The organism is Sphingomonas rubra, assembly GCF_900115745.1.
Classification (GTDB): domain Bacteria; phylum Pseudomonadota; class Alphaproteobacteria; order Sphingomonadales; family Sphingomonadaceae; genus Sphingomonas; species Sphingomonas rubra.
Genome location: NZ_FOXP01000005.1, coordinates 63,154 through 77,368 on the forward strand (window position 1 = coordinate 63,154; position 14,215 = coordinate 77,368).

The window sequence follows — 14,215 nt, forward strand, 5'->3', positions numbered from 1 at the left end:
CACAGGCATGACGAAGGGGTGTCGCCGGCGGCGATGGAGCGCATCAACGCCAGCGGCGACACCCCTCCACCGCCCTTCAGGCGGTCCCCCTCCCCTTCCAGGGGAAGATCAGGTCGCCGTCCGCGTCCCCTTACCCCCGCCGGTGTTTGCCGCCGTAGCGCTGGCCGATATACGCGTTGATCGCGCTCATCTCGCTCGCCGCGGCCACCGCATCGCCGGCGCGGCACGGCATCGGATCGCGGGCGCAGTTGGCGGCGCGCGTGGCTACCTTCTCGCTCAGCTCCTCGATATCGGCGCGGGTCAGCAGGTTCTTCTCGCGCAACAGGCAGAGCAGGCTCTGGAGGATCACCAGGCTCTTGTCGCCATTGTCGACGCCGGGTTCCGCCGACAACGCGCCCGGGGGAGCCATGGGGGAACCGGTCGCGGGTGCCGTCGCCTGGGCCATCGTCTCTCTCCTGTTTGTTTGGGTGCAGGATATGCCGATGCGCCGCACGCGCAAGCGGCGAAGCGGGATCCACCGCCGCCACCCACTTGATCTATGATAATGCATGCAAAAACGCGGACATAACGGCCGCCCGCGTCGTTCTCGCCCCGCCGCACCCGCGGCAACCGGAGGACCCAGAACATGGCCGTCAAATTCGCAGGCACGATGAACGCGATCAACCGGGGGCTCGACGCCACCAAGCCCGCCAAGGGCGCCGACATGGTCGAGGATTGGGAAGCCGCGCTGGCCGACCTGGACGTGACCGGGGCCAAGGGCATCCTGCGCGACCTGGCGTCGCTCCGCAAGCAGCTGGAAAAGGACTCGCCCGACGCCGACCGCGTCCACGCGCTGCTCCACCGGCTCGGTGCCGCCACCACCAAGATCGCCGACAAGGCCGAGACGAATCAGGAGAAGCTGAAGGCGCTGGGCGAGGCGCTGACCGAGGCGGGTGAGGACCAGCCCGACGAGGAGGAGGACGCCGAGGCCGCCGCCGCGCCGAAGCGCGCGCGCAAGAAGGCGTAAAAGACCGGCCGCGGGGGCGGATCGCCGTCCCCGCGCCACCGCCCGACCGATCGCGGGGAACGCGACCTGCCGATCGTCCGCTATGCGCCCGGCAACAGTCACAGGAAGCATCGACATGGAAATGCGCAAGCTCGGCTCCCAGGGGCTCGAAGTCTCGGCCCTCGGCCTCGGCTGCATGGGCATGTCCGAATTCTACGAAGGGCGCGACGACGCCGAGTCGACGGCGACGATCAATCGCGCGCTCGACCTGGGCGTGACCTTTCTCGACACCGCCGACATGTACGGCGTGGGCCGCAACGAGGAACTGGTCGGCCGCGTCGTGCGGGAACGGCGCGAATGGGTGGTGGTGGCCACCAAGTTCGGCAACGTGCGGGGGCAGGACGGCAGCTTCCAGGGGATCAACGGCCGGCCCGACTATGTCCGCCAGGCCTGCGACGCGAGCCTGCGGCGCACGGGCCTCGACATGTTCGATCTCTACTACCAGCACCGCGTCGATCCCGACGTGCCGATCGAGGAGACGGTCGGCGCCATGGCGGAGCTGGTGACGGCGGGCAAGGTCCGGTATCTCGGCCTGTCGGAAGCCGCACCGGAGACGATCCGCCGCGCGCACGCGGTACACCCGATCACCGCGCTCCAGACCGAATATTCGCTGTGGAGCCGCGATCCGGAGGACGGGCTGCTGGCGACGGTACGCGAGCTCGGCATCGGCTTCGTGCCCTACAGCCCGCTCGGCCGCGGCTTCCTGACCGGGCAGTTCCGTACGCCCGACGACATCCCCGCCGACGATTACCGCCGCAACAACCCGCGCTTCCAGGGCGAGGCGTTCGCCAGGAACCTGGACCTGGTCAAGGAGATCGAGGCGATCGCGCGCGACAAGGGCTGCACGCCCGCGCAGCTCGCGCTCGCCTGGGTACTGGCGCAAGGGAGCGACATCGTGCCGATCCCCGGCACCAAGCGTCGCCGCTACCTGGAGGAGAATCTGGGCGCGCTGGACGTGACGCTGACGGACGAGGACCGCGCCCGGATCGACCGGATCATGCCCGCGGGCGCCGCGACGGGCACGCGCTACGCCGCGCCGCAGATGGCGGCGCTCGGCCGGTAAACGCGTTCGGCGGATCGAGGTCGCGGCGGTCGCCGACTAGCCGCGATCGAGCCATCGGGCGGCGCGTTGCAGCATCGGCCGCAGCCGCAGGAACCGGCCGTATCCCGCCTCCAGCACCGCCAGCACGACGCGGTTGCGCGCCGCCAGGCCAAGCGGGCGGAGCAGCGGGATTTCCCGCCACATCGCGGCGAAGGCGGCGGCACCGACCAGCATGCGGCCGTCCTCCCGCGCGTGAAACCGTGCCAGCAGGTCGCGCCGGTCGATCGGACAGGCGCCGCCGCCGGTGGTCGCGTCGACGAACGCGATCCGCCCGGCACGGTCCAGCCGCTGCATCAGGCCGATCTCGCGTCGGCACAGCGGGCAGGCGCCGTCGTGCCACACGGTCAGCCGGCTCACCGGCCGCCGTCCGGATTGTCGCGCCGGATGCGCTCGGCCAGCAGCGTCGCGAAGCCGAGCCAGGCGACGAGTGGGACGGCCGTCGCCGCCGCCGGCCGGTCCACCCGGGCGGCGGTGGCGACGTAGGCGGCGCTCGACGCGACCATCGCGCCCGACGCCGCCGCGCTCGCGCCCAGCTGCTTGCGGCGAAAGAACAGAGCGGTCCAGCCGCCGATCATCGCCGTGTTCGCCAGCCACAGGCCGACCGCGGTGTTGCGCGCCGCGCCAGAGGGCCGGCGCAGCAGCCGGTAGCCGCCGACCGCGAGCCCCGTCTCCAGCACCGGCCACACCGCGCCGAACACCGCGTCCGGCGGCGTGAAGCCGGGCTTGTCGAGCCGCCGGTACCAGCGGCGGATGCCCGGATGCGACGGATCGGGCGCGTTGCGCCGGCCGACCAGCGCGCTGACGCCCAGGACCAGCGCCACCACGCCGAGCGCCACCGGCCGCGACAGTGCGCCGGGCGCCCCGCTCGCCGGCCGGGGATCGGGCCGCGGATCGGGCCGCGCGGCCTCGTCGTAGCGCGACAGGTCGGGCTCCTTCGCCCCGCCCCCGAACAGCTTGGCCGATAGGCCGCGCACCGCCGGCCGGCTCGCGACGGCGAGCGCGCCGTGCAGCAGGCGGATGCCGGTGCGGCTATGCGGGTTCATCAACCGCGGCGCGATCTTGGGCACGCCCTGTGCGTCCTCCACCATCGGCCGCATCGCCCGGTCGTACGCGGCGAACGCCGCCGAAAGGTCGGCCGTGCGCGCCATCTCCGCCGCCAGGACATAGGCGCCGGTGACGGCCAGCGTCGTGCCCAGCCCCGCGACCGGCGTCGCGCACCAGGCCGCGTCGCCGGTCAGCACCACCCTGCCGTTCGACCAGCGGTCCATCCGAATTTGACGCAGCACGTCGAGGTAGAAGTCGTCGGTCGCGTCCATGCCGGCCAGCACACGCGCCGACTGCCAGCCCGCATCGGCGAACCGCTCGCGCAGCCACGCCTTCTGCCGGTCGACGTCCCAGTCCGGCTCGCCGCCGGGCGGCTGCTGAACCGAGAGCATCGCCCGCGTCGTGCCGTGCCGGTCCGGTCGCAGCGACACGCTGCGCCCGCCCGGCGCGTGGAACCAGCGCCATGTCCGGTCGTCGTCGGGCGCGCGCGGAATGGTGAAATAGGCCATCGTCAGGTCCATCCAGCGGTCCGCGTTCTCACCGGGAAAGACGAGCTGCCGCGTGGTCGAGCCGACACCCTCGGCCACGATCACCGCCGCGTACCGTTCGGTCGCACCGCCGGCGAAGGTCACCGACACGCCCTCCCCGTCCTGCTCCACCGCCGCGACATGGTCGCCGAAGCGATAGGTGGCGTGCTCGCGTGCGGGTTCGTAGAGCAGCCGCGCGAGGTCGCCGCGTAGGATCTCCATCTCGGCGGTGGGGCCGTCCGCTTGGCCCTCAGCGGTGAGGAAACTGGCCATCGCCCGGCCCTCGGCGTCGACCCACACCGTCCCCTCCTCCCCGGTGCCCCGGTCGAGCGCCGCGCGTTCCAGCCCCATGCGGCGCAGCACCTCGCGCCCCGCACCGCGCACGTCGATGTTCTGACCGCCGTCGCGGAACGCGGGCGCGCGCTCGACCACGGTGACGTCGAAGCCGGACTGGCCGAGCCACCAGGCGGCGGTGTTGCCGGCGACGCTGGCACCGGTGACGAGGATGCGGGGGCGCATGAACGATCTCCTTCGCGCGCCCAACGATCGAAACGGCGGAAATCGCCCATCTTGCAGGCCGCGCGCGAAGGACGACATCGGAGCCATGCGTCGCCTCCTCCCGCTGCTGCTCCTGCTCACCGCCTCGTGCGAGGTGCCCGCGTCCGCGCCGGATCGCTCCGTCGCCCGCGCCGCGACGCGCGGGCTGGACGCGGCGACGATGCGCGGCACGGTGGCGACCGCCGCCCGCCTGCCCCGGCTGCGCGCGCTGCTGGTGCTGCGCGACGGCGAGACGCTCGCCGGTCACGTCTTCAACGGCGGCGCGGCGCTCGACCGGCCGGTCAACATCAAGTCGGCGTCCAAGTCGGTGATGTCGGCCCTGATCGGCATCGCGATCGCGCGCGGCGTGTTCGCCAGCGTCGACCAGCCGATCCTGCCGCTGCTCCGCGCCGACGCGCCCGCCGACCCCGATCCACGCCTAGCGCGGGTGACGATCGGCAACCTCCTGTCGATGCAGGCGGGGCTGGAGCGCACCTCCGGCGAATATTACGGCCGCTGGGTGTCGACTCCCCATTGGGTCCGATACGCGCTGTCGCGGCCGTTCGTCGCCGATCCGGGCACGGCGATGCTCTACTCGACCGGGTCGACCCACCTGCTGTCGGCGGCGCTGACGCGGGCGAGCGGCCGCAGCACGCTGGCCAACGCGCGCGCCTGGCTGGGCGAGCCGCTCGGCATCGCGATCCCGTCCTGGCCCGCGGACCCGCAGGGCATCTTTTTCGGCGGCAACGAGATGCGCCTGTCGCCGCGCGCGCTCGCCCGGTTCGGCGAGCTGTACCGGCTGGACGGCGTGGTGGACGGTCGGCGGGTGCTACCCGCGGGATGGGTGGAGGCCAGCTGGACGCCGCGCGCGGTGTCGCCGTGGAGCGGCCAGCCCTACGGCTATGGCTGGTTCCTGACGGAGGTGCGCGGCCATCCCGTGCGCTTCGCCTGGGGATATGGCGGGCAGATGGTGTACGTCGTCCCCGACCTGCGGCTGACTGTGGTGATGACGTCCGACCCCAACGGTGCGCGCGACACCGGCCATATCGATGCGCTGCACCGCCTGCTCGCCGACGGCGTGATCCGCGCGGCGGAGATCGGCGCGCCGTCCGCGTCAGGTCATCCGCCGGCGCGTCGGTCGCCGGCATCGATCCGTCGGGGTTAGCCGTGAAGCTGCTCGGCCAGGTCGATCAGGCTCGTCACCTGCCACTCCCATGACTGGCGCAGGTGGCGGTCGGGCGCCGGGGCGCCGCCGCGCTCCATCGGCCGATCGACATAGGCGGTCAGCAAGCCCGCATCGCGCGCCGCGGCCAGGTCGCTGTGGTGCGCGGCGACCAGGCACAATTCGTGCGGCGCCACGCCCAGAATGGCGGCGGTCGCCGTATAGGCCTCGGGCAGCGGCTTGTAGCGTTGCGTGACCTCGGCGCCCAGGATCGCGTCCCACACCAGCCCGCCGCGCCGCGCGATCGCCAACATCAGCGCCACGTTGCCGTTCGACAGCGTCACCACCGGCACATGCGCCCGCAGACGCGCCAACCCCTCGACCGCGTCCGGCCACGGATCGAGCCGGTGCCACGCGCGCGCCCAATCGTCGAGCAACGCACCGTCGAGGCTGCCGGGATCGACGTCGTACGCGCGCAGAACGTCGACCAGCATCTCGCGGTGGAGGACGTCCAGGACGACGAAATCGCGCGCGCCGTCGCGCACCGCCGCCATTGCCGGCTGGTAGCGCGCGCGCCAATCGTCGGCGAAGACGGCGGCGTCCACCTCCGCCCGTCCGATCGCGCGGAGGAATTGCCCCGATTCGCGTGCCACACCCGCGCGCCAATCGACCACGGTCCCGAACACGTCGAAGGCGAGCGCGCGCGGCACGGCCACGCCGGGGCTATCGCGCATCGCCCCGCTCCGACGCACTCGTGACCAACACGATGATCCTCGACATGACGGCCTCCTCGACGAGGGTCCATCCGTGCCGCGGTCGGCGGCGGCGAGCAAGGTCGATTGAGTCGCAGCGGTCGCCGCGTGCGGGCTTCGCCCTTGGCCCAGGCCCCGATGTCGTGAATTGGTCGGGACGACAGGATTCGAACCTGCGACCCCCACACCCCCAGTGTGATGCGCTACCAGGCTGCGCTACGTCCCGACCGGGGAACCAGGCCGAGCGGCCCGGTTCCGAGCGCGGGCCTCTACGCGGGGTCGCCGCGCGATGCAACCCGGCATATCGGCGGCGCGATTGCCATGCGCGCCCACCGGTGATAGCGGGCAGCCCCACGTGCGGCGCCTCGGCCGCTACAGTCACGTCGGGACCACATGTTCATTTCATCCGCCTACGCCCAGACCGCGGGCGCCGCCGAGACGGGCGGGGCCGCGGGCTTTCTCAGCCTCGCGCCGCTGCTCCTCGTCTTCGTCGTCTTCTATTTCCTGATGATCCGGCCGCAGCAGCGTCGGATGAAGGCGCTCCAGGCCTCGATCGAGGCGGTGAAGAAGGGTGACCAGGTCGTCACCGCCGGCGGCATCGTCGGCCGCGTCACCAAGGTCGAGGACGCGTACGTGGAGGTCGAGATCGCGGCCAACACCCGCGTCCGCGTCGTCAAGGCGACGCTGACCGAGGTGGTCAACCCGACCGCCAAGCCGGCGAACGACTGATGCTCGACTTCCCTCGCTGGAAGGTCTGGTCGATCTGGGCGCTGCTCGCGGCGCTCGTCGCGCTGTCGGTGCCGAGCTTCGTTCCGGAGGGCCGGGGGCCTGCGTGGCTGCAACGCGCGCCCAAGATCAATTTCGGCCTCGACCTCGCCGGCGGCAGCTACCTGCTGCTGGAGGCGGACGTGAACGACCTCGCCGCGACCCGGCTGGAGGCGATGCGCGACCAGATCCAGGCGGAGATGCGCCGCGGCACGCCGCGCATCGGCATCGGCGACATCTCGACGCGCGGTGGTCAGATCAGCTTCCTGCTGCGCGATCCCAGCCAGGTCGACGCCGCGCGCGAGAAGCTGCTCAGCATCACCGGCGGCGGCGCCGGCATGTCGGGCCAGCGCGAGTGGGACATCCAGGTCGTCGATTCGAGCCGCTTCGTGCTCAAGCAGACGCAGGCCGGGCTCGCTCAGGCGATCGAGACCGCGATGGGTGACGCGACCGAGGTCGTGCGCCGCCGCATCGACGCGCTCGGCACGCGCGAGCCGACGATCATCCGGCAAGGGTCGAACCGCATCGTCGTGCAGGTGCCGGGTCTGAAGGACCCCGCCGGCCTCAAGGCGCTGATCGGCAAGACCGCCAAGCTCGATTTCAAGCTGGTCGACGACACCGCGACGATCCAGCAGCTCCAACAGCGCCAGGCGCCGGCCGGCAGCATCATCCTGCCCTACCCGACCAATCCGCAAGGCGTGCCGTTCATCGCGCTCAAGCGCCAGACGATCCTCACCGGTGACCAGATCACCGACGCGCAGCAGACCTTCGACCAGCAGACCAACGCGCCGCAGGTCGCGCTGACCTTCAACGGGCCCGGCGGCACCCGTTTCGCGCGGGTGACGCAGGAGAATGCGGGCAAGCAGTTCGCCATCATCCTCGACAACCAGGTGATCTCGGCCCCCTCGATCAACGAGCCGATCCTGGGTGGGCGCGCGTCGATCTTCGGCAACTTCACCGTCGAATCGGCCAACGAGCTCGCCATCGCGCTGCGCTCGGGCAAGCTGCCGGTCGACCTCAAGATCGTCGAGGAATCGACCGTCGGCCCCGATCTCGGCGCCGATTCGATCCGCGCCGGCATCCTCGCCTCGGCGGTCGCGGTCGTGCTGGTGGTCGCGTTCATGCTGGTGACCTACGGCCGCTTCGGCGCCTATGCGAACCTGGCGGTGGTCATCAACGTGTTCGTGATTGTCGGCGTGCTGGCGCTCATCAACGGCACGCTGACGCTGCCCGGCATCGCCGGCTTCGTGCTGACGATCGGCACCGCGGTCGACGCCAACGTCCTCATCAACGAACGTATCCGGGAGGAGCGACGCCGCGGGCGATCGGTCGTCCAGGCGGTCGAGCTCGGCTACAAGGAGGCGAGCCGCACGATCTTCGAGGCGAACGTCACCCACGCGATCTCGGGCATCATCATGTTCGTGCTGGGCTCCGGCCCGGTGAAGGGCTTCGCGGTCGTTCTGCTGATCGGCATCGCGACGTCGGTGTTCACCGCGGTCACCTTCACCCGGATGCTGGTCGCGCTGTGGGTTCGCCGCACCAAGCCCAAGACGATCAACATATGATCGGCAGCCGATCCACCCTCGCCGTTCGTCCTGAGGAGCCGCTGGGCGAAGTCGAAGCGGCGTCTCGAAGGACATCTGGCTCGAGACGGGCTTTCGCCTTGGCTCAATTCCTCCTCACCACGAACGGAGAAACGGCAAGTCGCTCCGGCGTGACGGATTTTTGATATGAAACTCCTGAAGCTCGTCCCCGACGACACCAACATCGATTTCGTCCGCCTGCGCGGCTGGGCGTTCGGACTGACGCTCGCGCTGTCGCTCCTCGCGGTGGGGCTCGTCTTCGCCAAGGGCCTGAACTTCGGCGTCGACTTTGAGGGCGGCCTGATGATCGAGGAGCGGTTCGCCACCGTGCCCGATCTCGACCGCGTCCGCTCCACCGTCGACGGGCTCGGCGTTGGCGAGGCGTCGCTCCAGCAGTTCGGCGACCCGCGCACGATCACCATCCGCCTGCCCGTGCAGTCGGAGGGCGACGAGGGCGCGACCAACGCCGCGGTGCGCAAGGTGGAGACCGCGCTTGGCCAGGCGTTCCCCGGCGCCGAGTTCCGCCGCTACTCGACCGTATCGGGCAAGGTATCCAACGAGCTGATCCGCAACGGCCTGCTCGCGGTGGTGCTGGCGGTGCTCGGCATCGGCCTGTTCGCAATCTTCCGCTTCGAATGGCAGTTCGGCGTGTCGACCATCGTCGCGATCGTCCACGACCTGCTGATGACGCTCGGCTTCTTCGCGCTGACCCAGTTCGAGGTCGACCTGAACATTGTCGCCGCGTTCCTCACCATCATCGGCTACTCGATCAACGACAAGATCGTGATCGACGACCGTATCCGCGAGAACATGCGCCGATACCGCAAGATGGAGATGCGCGAGATCATCAACCTGTCGGTCAACGAGACGCTGCCGCGCACGGTGATGACCTCGCTCACCATCCTGCTCGCGCTCCTGGCGCTGCTGCTGCTCGGCGGCCACGTGCTGCGCGGCTTCACCGCGGCGATGATCCTGGGCATCTTCGTGGGCACCTACTCGTCGATCTACGTGTCGTCGTCGCTGCTGATTTCGCTGGGCCTGCGCGCCGAGCCGAATCGCGAGAAGCCGGGCACGACCGACAAGACGCGGATCAGCGACGCCGAGCGCGTCGTTCCCCGGCAGCAGCGTTGAGGCGGGGCTGATCCGATGCGCGTCGAGCGCGGCCAGCCGCTGACCGGTCCGGAGATCCGGGGTTTCACCGCCGCGGGGTATCGGCTCGACGACGTGACGGTGGCGCCGTCGCTGCTGCTGACGGAGGCGCGCGCGATGGACTGGGCACCGCCGGCGATGGAGGCGATCACCGTCGACTCGGTCGAGCCGGCGCTCGATCCGCATCCGGAGTTCCTGTTGCTCGGCACCGGCGCGACGCTGCGCCGTCCACCCGCCGCCTTCGTGCGGGCGATGGAGGCGCGCGGGATCGGCGTCGAGCCGATGGACAGCCGCGCCGCCGCGCGCGCCTGGGGCGTCCTGCGCGCCGAGGGCCGGCGGATCGCCGCGGCGCTCTATCCGCTCGACGTGTGAGCCGGATCAGACAGAGGGTACCGACCGCCCCTCCTTCGTCACTTTTAGCTCGATCCGCAGTGTGCTCGCAGCACTACTACGCCGGGTCGAGTGCGGGTCCACGGCAATAGGTTAAGACCGGCCCACTTCCAGCTTGGTTGCACCCCGGCGAAGGCCGGGGCCCAGTTGGGAGACGCTCATGGCGGGTCGCCGCGCTTCGTCCCATAGGTCCGCCCACCTGGGCCCCGGCCTTCGCCGGGGTGCAAGATCACGAAGTCCCGACAGATAATCCGACCTAAACAAACCACCCTACAGCCGCGTCTTGCCCGCATAGGCGAGCAGGTAATCCGCCCCTTCCGCCGCCGCGATCGTCTCGCTGCCCGTCACCGTCACGCACTCGCCCGCCGCGAACGACAGCCCTGCGACCTCGCCGCCGCCGGTGATCGGCACCACCCAGGCGGTGGTGCCCTCCGGCAACGCGACGCGGCGGTCGCCGCCCTTGCACCGCTCCAGCACGAATTTCGGCCCCTCGACCATGATGGTGCGCGTGTCGGACACCGTCTCCGGCGGCGCGACGGGCACGTAGGGCACCGGGTTCGCCACCTCCACCCCATCGTCCAGGTGCAGTTCCCGGTCGCTGCCGTAATCGTAGAGGCGGTAGGTCGTTTCCGAATTCTGCTGCACCTCGATGCACGTCAGGCCGCCGCCGATCGCGTGGATGGTGCCGCTGGCGCAGTACATGAAGTCGCCGGCGTGCACCGGCTGCCAGTGCAGGTCCTGCTCGATCGATCCGTCCAGCGCGGCCGTCCGCAGCGCCTCCTTGCTCATCGGCGCCTTCGTGCCGACGGCGATCGCCGCGTCGTCGGTCGCCTGCAGGATTGTCCAGCACTCGTCCTTGCCGCGCGGCAGGCCACGGGCATGCGCCTGCTCGTCGTCGGGATGGACCTGCACCGACAGTTTCTGGCCGGGGAACAGGTATTTGATGAGCAGGTCGGGCTTAGTGTCGCCGGGCTGCTGGAACCACACCTCGCCGATCGGGTCACGGTCGGCGGGCTGATCCGGGAAGCCGGGAAACAGGTCGTGCCGCCCCCAGGGCTTCTCGACGCGGGTGGTCTTCAACTTGGTCGCGGGCATGGAACGGCGAACTCCGGGAACGGTTTTCGAGGCAGCGAACGCTTGTCCTGCCGCATCCGTTTCACACCGGCAACGACCGCGCACGCTATTGTTCGCGGCCCACGCCTTACGCTACAGGCAGCGACGATGCGTATCCTCCGGTCCCGCCCGCTTCACCTCGCCCTGATCGCCGCCGCCGCGCTGCCGGTCGCCGGTTGCGCCCGCCGGGGCAGCCAGGCCGACATCCCCTATGTCGCGCGCGACGTCGGCACGCTCTACACCACCGCCAAGCGGCGGCTGGACCAGGGCCGCTACAAGGAAGCCGCCCAGCTGTTCGACGAGGTCGAGCGCCAGCATCCCTACTCGATCTGGGCGCGGCGCGCGCAGCTGATGAGCGCGTTCAGCTATTACCTCGCCAAGGATTACACCCAGTCGATACAGTCGGCGCAACGCTTCATCTCGGTCCACCCCGGCAACCGCGACGCGCCCTACGCCTATTACCTGGTCGCGCTCGGTTACTACGAGCAAATCCAGGACGTGACACGCGACCAGAAGATCACCCGCCAGGCGCTCGACGCGCTCGGCGAGCTCAACCGCCGCTATCCCAACACCCGCTACGCGTCGGACGCGCGGCTGAAGATCGACCTGGTCAACGACCATCTCGCCGGCAAGGAGATGGAGATCGGCCGCTTCTACGAGGCGCGGGGCCAGTGGCTGGCGGCCAACATGCGCTTCCGCACCGTGATCGACCAGTATCAGACGACGACGCACGCGCCCGAGGCGCTGCTGCGCCAGACCGAGACCTATCTCCAGCTGGGCCTGCGCGGCGAGGCGCAGAAATCAGCGGCGGTGCTCGGCCGCAACTATCCGGGCAGCGACTGGTACCAGCGCGCCTACAAGATCATGAGCGACAATCCGGTGAAGCCGATCGCGCCCGTCCCCGCCGGCACGCCGATCGTTCCCGACGGCACCCCCGCCGCGCTGCCCAAGTCGCTGCCCGGCGAGAGCAGCGACGAGCCGCGCGCGGCGCAGCCGGCCGGCACGCCCGCCCCGGTCGCGGCCGATCCCGCCACCTCGGCCACGACAGTCGGCCCCAACCCGGTCGCCGGCACCCCGGCATCGACCGCGCCGCAACCCTGAAGCATATCCGATCACTTCTCCCTCCGTTTGTGCCGGGCGACGTCGAAGCACGGCCAGCCGGACCTGGCCTTCGACGGCGCTCAGGCTGAACGAAGGGGAAAGCTTCTCCGTGAAAAGGTTGGGCGGCCCACCGGAACAAAGCCGGTTCAAATCGCGCGCGACCCGCTCTACATCAGGCCGGACATGCTGACCGCGCTATCCATCCGCGACGTGGTGCTGATCGAGGCGCTCGACCTCGATTTCGGCACGGGACTGGGCGTGCTGACCGGAGAGACCGGCGCGGGCAAGTCGATCCTGCTCGACGCGCTCGGCCTGGCGCTGGGCGGGCGCGGCGATAGCGGGCTGGTCCGCCACGGCGCGACGCAGGCGGTCGTCACCGCCAGCTTCGAGGCGCCCGCCCCCGCGCTCGCCGCGCTGCTCGACGACAATGGCGTCGAGGTGGAGCCGGGCGAGCCGCTGCTCGTCCGCCGCGTCGTCAAGGCGGACGGCGGCAGCCGCGCCTTCGTCAACAACCAGCCGGCCTCCGCGACGCTGCTGCGCGAGATCGCGCCGCAGCTGGTCGAAATCCACGGCCAGCACGATGATCGCGGGCTGCTCAATGCGCGCGGCCACCGGGCACTGCTCGACAGCTTCGGCCGGATCGACACCAGCCCCGCCGCGCGCGCCTGGGCCGCGCACCGCGACGCGGAAGGTGCGCTCGCCGCCGCCCGCGCGGAGATCGAGACGGCAGCGCGCGATCGCGACTGGCTGGAACACGCGGTCGCCGAACTGACCGCGCTCGCCGCGCAGCCCGGCGAGGAGGAAACGCTCGCCGACCAGCGCCGCACCATGCAGCGCGCCGAGAAGATCGCCGACGACCTCGGCGCGATCGACGATTATCTGGAGGGCTCCGACGGCGGCCTCGCTCGCTTGCGCCAGGCGGCGCGCGTGCTGGAGCGGGTGGCGGCGGACCACCCTGCGCTCGCCGACGCGCTCGCCGCCGTGGATCGTGCCGTGATCGAGGGCGCGGTGGCCGAGGAGCGGCTGCGCGAGGCGCGGGCCGCGCTCGCCTACGATCCCCGCGTGTTGGAGGACGACGAGGCGCGCCTGTTCGAGCTGCGCGCGATGGCGCGCAAGCACCGCGTCCAGCCCGACGACCTCGCCGCCCTCGCCGACGAGCTGGCCGGGCGTCTCGCGCGGCTGGAGGCGGGCGAGGGCGGCATCGCCGCGCTGGAGGCGACGCTCGCCGCCACGCGGGCGGCCTACGACGCGGCGGCCGACGCGCTGACGGCCGCCCGCACCGATGCGGCGGCCAGGCTCGACGCGGCGGTGGCCGGCGAGCTGGCGCCGCTCAAGCTCGACGCCGCGCGCTTCCGCACCGTGGTCGCGCCCGCCTCCGTCGACAACTGGTCGGGTGCGGGCAAGGACCGGGTCGAGTTCGAGATCGCCACCAATCCCGGCGCACCCTTCGCGCCGCTCATCAAGATCGCGTCCGGCGGCGAGTTGTCGCGCTTCATCCTGGCGCTCAAGGTCGCGCTGGCCGAGCGTGGCGGTGCCGCCACCATGGTCTTCGACGAGATCGACCGCGGCGTCGGCGGCGCCGTCGCCTCCGCGATCGGCGAGCGGCTGCACCGGCTGGCGGGCGGCACCCAGTTGCTGGTCGTCACCCACAGCCCGCAGGTCGCCGCCCGCGGCGCCGCACACCTGCTGATCGCCAAATCCTCCGACGGCACCGTGACGCGTACCGGCGTCCGCCAACTCTCCGACGCCGAACGCCGCGAGGAGATCGCCCGCATGCTCTCCGGCGCCACCGTCACCGACGAGGCGCGTGCGCAGGCGGATCGGTTGCTGGAGACGGCGTAGCCTCTCCGTCACGCCGGGCTCGTCCTGGCGTCCAGGGTCCACCAGCGCACCGTCCGCGGCTCCGGATACCGGCACGAGCTTGGCATGACGATGGTAGCGGCTT

General features: G+C 71.0%; 14 protein-coding genes and 1 tRNA gene. 9 read left to right on the top strand and 6 right to left on the bottom strand.

From position 1 onward, the window contains the following. Window positions 1–130: 130 nt before the first annotated feature. Window positions 131–409 carry a hypothetical protein gene (locus BM145_RS07435; RefSeq protein ID WP_093332952.1) on the bottom strand — a complete coding sequence of 93 codons (279 nt, stop codon included), beginning with the start codon at window positions 407–409 and terminating at the stop codon, window positions 131–133. 216 nt (window positions 410–625) lie between these two features. Between BM145_RS07435 and BM145_RS07440 the strand changes: the two genes are divergently transcribed. Next, window positions 626–1,006 (top strand): hypothetical protein, encoded by a 381-nt coding sequence (locus tag BM145_RS07440; RefSeq protein ID WP_245739165.1) that lies wholly within the window; start codon window positions 626–628, stop codon window positions 1,004–1,006. A 115-nt stretch (window positions 1,007–1,121) separates the two neighbouring features. After that, complete coding sequence (locus BM145_RS07445; RefSeq protein ID WP_093332953.1) at window positions 1,122–2,108, top strand: aldo/keto reductase; 987 nt, start codon at window positions 1,122–1,124, stop codon at window positions 2,106–2,108. A gap of 36 nt (window positions 2,109–2,144) precedes the next feature. On the opposite strand, the gene BM145_RS07450 is transcribed toward BM145_RS07445, so the two are convergent. Together BM145_RS07450 and BM145_RS07455 are read right to left on the bottom strand one after the other, a co-directional pair. Next, a complete protein-coding gene (locus tag BM145_RS07450; protein ID WP_093332955.1) occupies window positions 2,145–2,504 on the bottom strand; it encodes a thiol-disulfide oxidoreductase DCC family protein in 360 nt (119 codons plus the stop codon). Continuing rightward, window positions 2,501–4,237, bottom strand: a complete 1,737-nt coding sequence (locus tag BM145_RS07455) for a tryptophan-rich sensory protein (RefSeq protein ID WP_093332957.1) — start codon at window positions 4,235–4,237, stop codon at window positions 2,501–2,503. Before BM145_RS07455 ends, BM145_RS07450 begins: the two co-directional genes overlap by 4 nt. 85 nt (window positions 4,238–4,322) lie before the next feature. Here BM145_RS07455 and BM145_RS07460 point away from each other — a divergent pair, with 85 nt between their 5' ends. Beyond that, window positions 4,323–5,420, top strand: coding sequence for a serine hydrolase domain-containing protein (locus BM145_RS07460; protein ID WP_093332959.1), 1,098 nt, complete (start codon window positions 4,323–4,325; stop codon window positions 5,418–5,420). Here the strand turns inward: BM145_RS07460 and BM145_RS07465 are convergent. Further along, window positions 5,417–6,151 carry a haloacid dehalogenase type II gene (locus tag BM145_RS07465; RefSeq protein ID WP_093332960.1) on the bottom strand — a complete coding sequence of 245 codons (735 nt, stop codon included), beginning with the start codon at window positions 6,149–6,151 and terminating at the stop codon, window positions 5,417–5,419. The genes BM145_RS07460 and BM145_RS07465 overlap by 4 nt on opposite strands. Before the next feature lie 167 nt (window positions 6,152–6,318). Further along, window positions 6,319–6,395: transfer RNA gene (locus BM145_RS07470), tRNA-Pro, on the bottom strand. A 167-nt stretch (window positions 6,396–6,562) separates the two neighbouring features. Here BM145_RS07470 and yajC point away from each other — a divergent pair. The 4 genes from yajC (at window position 6,563) to BM145_RS07490 (ending at window position 10,038) form a co-directional block, all read left to right on the top strand. Then, window positions 6,563–6,898 (top strand): preprotein translocase subunit YajC, encoded by a 336-nt coding sequence (gene yajC / locus BM145_RS07475; RefSeq protein WP_093332962.1) that lies wholly within the window; start codon window positions 6,563–6,565, stop codon window positions 6,896–6,898. Continuing rightward, window positions 6,898–8,499 carry a protein translocase subunit SecD gene (gene secD / locus BM145_RS07480; protein WP_093332964.1) on the top strand — a complete coding sequence of 534 codons (1,602 nt, stop codon included), beginning with the start codon at window positions 6,898–6,900 and terminating at the stop codon, window positions 8,497–8,499. Before yajC ends, secD begins: the two co-directional genes overlap by 1 nt. A 165-nt stretch (window positions 8,500–8,664) precedes the next feature. Then, on the top strand, window positions 8,665–9,648 hold the full coding sequence (secF, locus tag BM145_RS07485) for a protein translocase subunit SecF (RefSeq protein ID WP_093332966.1): 984 nt from the start codon (window positions 8,665–8,667) through the stop codon (window positions 9,646–9,648). A 15-nt stretch (window positions 9,649–9,663) separates the two neighbouring features. Continuing rightward, window positions 9,664–10,038, top strand: coding sequence for an Mth938-like domain-containing protein (locus tag BM145_RS07490; protein ID WP_093332967.1), 375 nt, complete (start codon window positions 9,664–9,666; stop codon window positions 10,036–10,038). A 288-nt stretch (window positions 10,039–10,326) separates the two neighbouring features. Here the strand turns inward: BM145_RS07490 and BM145_RS07495 are convergent, their stop codons facing one another. Next, entirely contained in the window at window positions 10,327–11,151 is an 825-nt protein-coding gene (locus tag BM145_RS07495; RefSeq protein ID WP_093332969.1) for a class I mannose-6-phosphate isomerase, read from the bottom strand. Window positions 11,152–11,277: 126 nt separating this feature from the next. Between BM145_RS07495 and bamD the strand changes: the two genes are divergently transcribed. Both bamD and recN read left to right on the top strand, forming a co-directional pair. After that, window positions 11,278–12,270: an outer membrane protein assembly factor BamD gene (bamD, locus tag BM145_RS07500; protein WP_093332971.1), complete on the top strand. Its 993-nt coding sequence runs from the start codon at window positions 11,278–11,280 to the stop codon at window positions 12,268–12,270. Window positions 12,271–12,453: 183 nt separating this feature from the next. Continuing rightward, entirely contained in the window at window positions 12,454–14,112 is a 1,659-nt protein-coding gene (recN, locus tag BM145_RS07505) for a DNA repair protein RecN (protein ID WP_093332973.1), read from the top strand. Window positions 14,113–14,215 lie beyond the last annotated feature (103 nt).

Coding starts and splice junctions, on each gene's coding strand:
- BM145_RS07435 (WP_093332952.1), bottom strand. CDS start 409: ATGGCTCCCCCGGGCGCGTTGTCGGCGGAACCCGGCGTCGACAATGGC.
- BM145_RS07440 (WP_245739165.1), top strand. CDS start 626: ATGGCCGTCAAATTCGCAGGCACGATGAACGCGATCAACCGGGGGCTC.
- BM145_RS07445 (WP_093332953.1), top strand. CDS start 1,122: ATGGAAATGCGCAAGCTCGGCTCCCAGGGGCTCGAAGTCTCGGCCCTC.
- BM145_RS07455 (WP_093332957.1), bottom strand. CDS start 4,237: ATGCGCCCCCGCATCCTCGTCACCGGTGCCAGCGTCGCCGGCAACACC.
- BM145_RS07460 (WP_093332959.1), top strand. CDS start 4,323: ATGCGTCGCCTCCTCCCGCTGCTGCTCCTGCTCACCGCCTCGTGCGAG.
- BM145_RS07465 (WP_093332960.1), bottom strand. CDS start 6,151: ATGCGCGATAGCCCCGGCGTGGCCGTGCCGCGCGCGCTCGCCTTCGAC.
- yajC (WP_093332962.1), top strand. CDS start 6,563: ATGTTCATTTCATCCGCCTACGCCCAGACCGCGGGCGCCGCCGAGACG.
- secD (WP_093332964.1), top strand. CDS start 6,898: ATGCTCGACTTCCCTCGCTGGAAGGTCTGGTCGATCTGGGCGCTGCTC.
- secF (WP_093332966.1), top strand. CDS start 8,665: ATGAAACTCCTGAAGCTCGTCCCCGACGACACCAACATCGATTTCGTC.
- BM145_RS07490 (WP_093332967.1), top strand. CDS start 9,664: ATGCGCGTCGAGCGCGGCCAGCCGCTGACCGGTCCGGAGATCCGGGGT.
- BM145_RS07495 (WP_093332969.1), bottom strand. CDS start 11,151: ATGCCCGCGACCAAGTTGAAGACCACCCGCGTCGAGAAGCCCTGGGGG.
- bamD (WP_093332971.1), top strand. CDS start 11,278: ATGCGTATCCTCCGGTCCCGCCCGCTTCACCTCGCCCTGATCGCCGCC.
- recN (WP_093332973.1), top strand. CDS start 12,454: ATGCTGACCGCGCTATCCATCCGCGACGTGGTGCTGATCGAGGCGCTC.